Below are 5,320 nucleotides of genomic sequence, written 5' to 3'. Positions count from 1 at the left end.
GGAAAATATAATGTCGATAAACCACAAAAAAATCAAGGAGCTCTACCCGCAGAACTTTAAAAATATAATGGGTTAATCAAATATGTAGTTTATAGGGCGGATACTAAATATGCGCCTAAAATTTTCAAATTGGTTTGTTGAAAAGTCCAATTTTGTTTTGTTAAGAGGTCCAGACGTTTTGGGTGGTGGGTTGGCTTGGCTTTCTTGGTTTTTGAAGCATTGGCTTTTGTGTCGGGCAAACCAAATGAACAAAGGCGTTAGCTCAAAAAAAATCCTGTGTCGTTTGGTTGGGTGTCTGTTAGTCGGTTGGGGTCGTCCTGCCATTGCCACTAACGTTTTGGGGCCTTGCGTTCGGGCGGTCAACCGAAGCACAAAAGCCAATATTCTTACTAAAGTTCAATCGAAGAACTGCTGTTATAGGCAGCCTTTCTTTTATTTTCTGCTCTCGATTTCATCAAAATAGTTCATCACTTTTTTGTCTGTCTCGCCTTGGAAACTCACCTTGTTAGCATACAATTCTGTCCTTAATTCTCTGTATAACGATACTGCGTTTCTCAAACTGTCTAATAATGATTGTCTGTCGTATGATGGAATTGTGAGTTTTAGTTTTACTAAATCTTCACTTTCTAAATCTGTTTCTACTTTCCTTACTCCACGAGGTAGGTTGTTATTTTTTATGTGGAGTAAAGGTCCAAATACAACCATTCTTAAAAATCCCATAAAATCGTAAGCTTCAAGATATTCTCCACGTCCAATTTTTACTAAAGCATAATGTGTCCAAGTCCAGAAACGGTCTTCAATCCATTGGTAGTCGGGGTAAGGAAATTTGGCATGTGAATTATTGATTGCTCTTTCAAGTTGTCGGTCTTTGTCAATTAATAACATTGGCGTTTCAATTCGTGAGTGAAATTCGTCAAGAGTTAAAAATTTTATGTCAACGTGTAAAAGTGGATTGTCAAATAAGCAAATTAATACTCTTGGCTCTCCAACGTGTTCTCCTGTAAAGCCTGATAAGAAATTCCCTAACCTTTTTGCATAGTCAATCATTAAGTTTTTTTCGCCTGAAACCTTTTGTTTAGTTACAAGAATTAGGTCAAGGTCAGAAAATTCGTCTAATTCATTTGTCAGCCACGAACCCGCAACTGCCAAACCAATAACATTGCTGTCTGGTTCTAAAATCGTCTTCGCTTTGTTTGCAAATTCTTGTTGTATCATTTTAGTGTAGTCTGTCTTTAAGGTTGCCTATAACGTTTTGAAAATTTGTGCAGAAATGGCATTGCTTGCAAAACCATTGTCGTACCGCACTAAATTAAGTAAATAAATGATGAATTGACATAAACCACCGTCAGCCATTTTTGTGCAAATTTGCTGTTAGCGGAAGGGCGGTTACTTTATACATTGGTTAAGGATTTTAATCAGTTTTTTATTGTCAGCCTCATTAATATTGTATTTTATATCGAAGAGCCGTCCATTGTTGTCAGTTAGGTAAAGTCGGTAGAAACCACGATGTAACACTGAGTTATTTCCTGGAACTAATAGTCCAAAATAGCTTTGAACTGAATCGCCTCTAAAGTCAAGTTCTGATATTCCTTGGAACTCATATTTTTTTATTGTTCTGAATGGGTATATAAAGGTTAATAAGATTTTATTGTCTAAAAGTTCTAAAGTGCATAAGTATCTACCAAATGAATAAAAAGCTATTAGGTTCAATATAACAATGCAAAATATACCGCTTGTAATATCGAGCCTTTCGATTAGCATAAAAAATGTAAATAAAAGAGTTGTTATAACTAAAAAAGCTAATAGAAAATAGTAAGTCAGTGGAGCTTTAGTTTGAAATAGCGTCATCTTTTTAGCTTTTGAATTAGTGGGTTAGCCTTTCGGCTAACTCATAAATATACGCAACTTTATTACGCCAATACAGCTAATGTAAATGGTATATGCGAATATTTTATAATAATTTATTCGATGCAGTTTTATTCTTCTCCGCAATCCATAACGACATATACTTTGTACTTTGCGCTGTATGATGATTTAAAATTTGCCCAAAAAAGTTATCTTGTCTGTGTTTAATTAAATCCGAAAGTAACTCTTCAACTTTCATGAGAAAATCAACAGCGAAAGAATCCCAACTGTAGCGCTCATTAATAATTCGGACACCATTTTGTTGGGCAGAAAGCCACAGTTCTTTATTTTGATACAATTCAGCTGCTTTCACTACAAAAATTTCTAAGTCATCCTCAATATAACCATTCCATTCTAAATCGCCTTTCATAGCTTCGGCGCCGATAGAAGTGGTTGCAGATGGCGTACCAACCTGCATGGCATCAATAAATTTGCCTTTAACACCAGCGCCAAATAGGATAGGAGCAAGTAGGATTCTATGTTTGGCAATGGTTTCTTGTGTATTTTCGGCTCTACCTCGAATAAAGAATTTTTCGTTTTTATTATCCAATTGCAAAACCTTTGGCGAAGCGTAAGCACCATAAATATTCATGCTGGAGTTTGGAAGTTTTTTACGCAGCAAAGGCCAAATCTTGGTTTTTAAAACTTGAACCGTATTCCAATTGGGTTCATGTAAAAAGTTTCCAATGAAAATAAAATCAGCTCGTTCCTCAAAAGGAATCCAGTTTTGAGTGGTTTCTGCTGTAATTTTTTTTTCGAGAAATGGTAAATAATAAAGCAAGGAAGCATCAATTTTAAACTGCTCTTTTAAGATTTCTAGCTCAATTTCAGAGATTATTAACGATAAGTCACAACGCAAAATAGAGGCAATTTCTCGCTTTGCTGTGTCATTAAATAAATCTAAACTTACTTGCTTTTTGGTGCTATGCTCACGTGCACTTCTCAGAAAATGTAAATCTTCTGTATCTAAAATTCGTAATGCATTCGGGCATTCCTGTTGAACTCTCCAACCGTATTGTTCTTCAATCATGAAACGGTCGAACATTACGATGTCTGGGTTGAAGTCTTTTAAAAAAGTGTTAAAATTTTCATCGTTGAGTCTAATTTCTTGTTCAACAACGTTTTTCCCCTTAAAATTATAACTGAAATTGCTTTTAGATGCGGCACAAGCAAAAGTAATTTCATAATCTCTGCTTAAAAACAAATCGACCAATTGAATCATTCTGGTTCCTGCTGCCGATGAGGTAGGTTCAGGCCAAACGAATCCAATTATCAATAATTTCTTTTTATTCATGATTTAAAATTTCTGCAAAATAAACATAACCCACGATTTAAATCGTGGGCTCTTAAAGAAATTCTTAATTTTGCAGCCATGCTCTCAACCTTAACCTCAATCTCAAAATGTTAGGATTAAAATTATTGACAGACCCACGTTGGGCAGATATTGCTGAATCGAATTTAGAAGAAATTTTATCTGACCATGCCTGGTGCGAACAAAAAGCGGCTTCGAATGCGATTACTTTAATCACTCAAAATTCTGAGCACCAGGATTTGGTAGAGGAATTAACCGCCATTGCAATTGAAGAAATGCAACATTTTCAAATGGTTATCGATATTATTAAACAGAGAGGTTATACGTTAAGTAGAGAGCGGAAAGATGATTACGTAGGTCGTTTAGTAAAATTTAGCAAAAAAGACGGTAGCCGAAACCAGGCCTTTATCGACAGGCTTTTATTTGCGGCGATGATTGAAGCTAGAAGTTGTGAACGTTTTCGTGTACTTTCTCTTAATATTAAAGATGCCGAATTGGCCAAATTTTACCATGAATTAATGGTTTCTGAAGCCGGGCATTATACTGCATTTTTAAACTTTGCCCGTAAATATTCTATTGATGTTGATGTAGATAAACGCTGGAAAGAGTGGCTGGATTTTGAGGGTGAATTAATTCAAAGTTTCGGAACAAAAGAGGCGATACACGGGTAGACCCCTAAATCCCCTAAAGGGGACTTTGCCGTTCAATCGTTCATGAAGGATTTATAAAATCATTTCGAGGGTTATTTAATTCAAAGTTTGGGGCTTTGCCTTTCTATCGTTCGTGTAGGGTTTATAAAAATCATCAGGAAATTTTGCTTTACCACCTCGCCTGTAGTTCCCCCTTCAGGGGGCTAGGGGGTGCATATTCCATAACCAAATTACAATATCCTGATAGCTATCAATCCCTTTTTTCTGATTATTGAGCTTTAAGAAACTATCAAAAGCGGCATCCATATAGCCAAACATTTCGCCGTTATATTTTCTCCAAAATTCCTTTTCAGTTTTAAAATCAGCTAAAACACCTGGAGCTAATTTATCGTGTAGTATTTTGTAATCATCTGGCGATTTCATTCTGACCTCGAACAAAATATACCTCAACATTTCATAGTTAGCTGAATATTGGTAATTCACATCGGGACTATTACTTGCTGTTAAGTAACCCAAAAGGTTGGCTTCATCCTCATAAGCAATACCCAGTTGATGTGCAATTTCGTGGCATGAAACATAAGGCTTAACAAAATCAGGAAGATTCATATTCATGTTGGCCTCCCCAGTAAGCGGTGCGTAATAACCCTCAATACCAACTTTACTGATTATCCAAGGATTTAAAACTGCTTTTAAAGAAGGATTTTTATAGCTAAATAAAGAGTTTTTCTTTGCCATTAAATTGTATGCAGCAGCCGAATTTGTTTCTAATTCTTTAATTGTATAAGCTGGGATTTTGCTTTGTTTTAGCTTTAAATCATTAGTTTTTTTAACAAAATAATCGCCCAGTAAAACCAATTCTTTAACGGTGTATTTTTCGTTTCCAATGCCTAATTCTTCACTTACACTTGGCCGACTGTAATTTAAGCCCCAAACAATTTTGAAAACTACGTAAAGAATTAGAAAGAAATTTAAAACCTGTAATGGAACAGTAATTCGATTGTGCTTAGTTAAAGTTTTTCGTCGTTTGTAAAACCTGATGATTTTATAAAGTACATATCCTATAATTAAAGCGTAAATAATATCGCCAATGGCAAATGGAAAAATGGAAGAAATGAATCTTAACGAAGAAGAAATGTAAGGATAGAAACCTGTTGAATAATATTTTTGAACAGCAGAGGGAAATAAACCAAAAAGATAAATAAGTATGGCAATGCCAATTAATAGGGTAGATTGGATTTGTATAGAACGTTTCGCCACTATTTGTAATGTCCTTTTAAAGAATATATGTAGAGAACATCTCCTGCAACCTCATATAATCCTGTGCTCTTCGTTAATTCTTCTAGACCATTTTGGGTATGTAAAATAAACTGTGTCAAATCTAAAGTAATGCTTCTCAAAAAAAATCTAGTTCAAATCTAATATCATTCTGTCAGGAAACCAAATGGCAAGTTTC

At 35.1% G+C, this 5,320-nt stretch carries 4 protein-coding genes; 1 reads left to right on the top strand and 3 read right to left on the bottom strand.

All coding sequences use genetic code 11. From position 1 onward, the window contains the following. Window positions 1-432: 432 nt before the first annotated feature. Both ACFOUY_RS09195 and ACFOUY_RS09190 read right to left on the bottom strand, forming a co-directional pair. Window positions 433-1,215: a hypothetical protein gene (locus ACFOUY_RS09195; RefSeq protein ID WP_378960211.1), complete on the bottom strand. Its 783-nt coding sequence runs from the start codon at window positions 1,213-1,215 to the stop codon at window positions 433-435. 736 nt (window positions 1,216-1,951) lie between these two features. Further along, complete coding sequence (locus ACFOUY_RS09190; protein WP_378960210.1) at window positions 1,952-3,199, bottom strand: glycosyltransferase; 1,248 nt, start codon at window positions 3,197-3,199, stop codon at window positions 1,952-1,954. 107 nt (window positions 3,200-3,306) lie between these two features. Between ACFOUY_RS09190 and miaE the strand changes: the two genes are divergently transcribed. Next, entirely contained in the window at window positions 3,307-3,888 is a 582-nt protein-coding gene (gene miaE, locus ACFOUY_RS09185; RefSeq protein WP_378960209.1) for a tRNA-(ms[2]io[6]A)-hydroxylase, read from the top strand. A 174-nt stretch (window positions 3,889-4,062) separates the two neighbouring features. Here miaE and ACFOUY_RS09180 read toward each other — a convergent pair whose 3' ends face one another. Then, entirely contained in the window at window positions 4,063-5,124 is a 1,062-nt protein-coding gene (locus ACFOUY_RS09180) for a DUF3810 domain-containing protein (protein WP_378960208.1), read from the bottom strand. Window positions 5,125-5,320: the final 196 nt, after the last annotated feature.

The organism is Pedobacter jamesrossensis, from assembly GCF_042650905.1.
GTDB classification, from domain to species: Bacteria; Bacteroidota; Bacteroidia; order Sphingobacteriales; family Sphingobacteriaceae; genus Pedobacter; species Pedobacter jamesrossensis.
The sequence above is the reverse complement of the archived record's forward strand: the minus strand, read 5'-3'. Positions and strand labels throughout refer to the sequence as shown.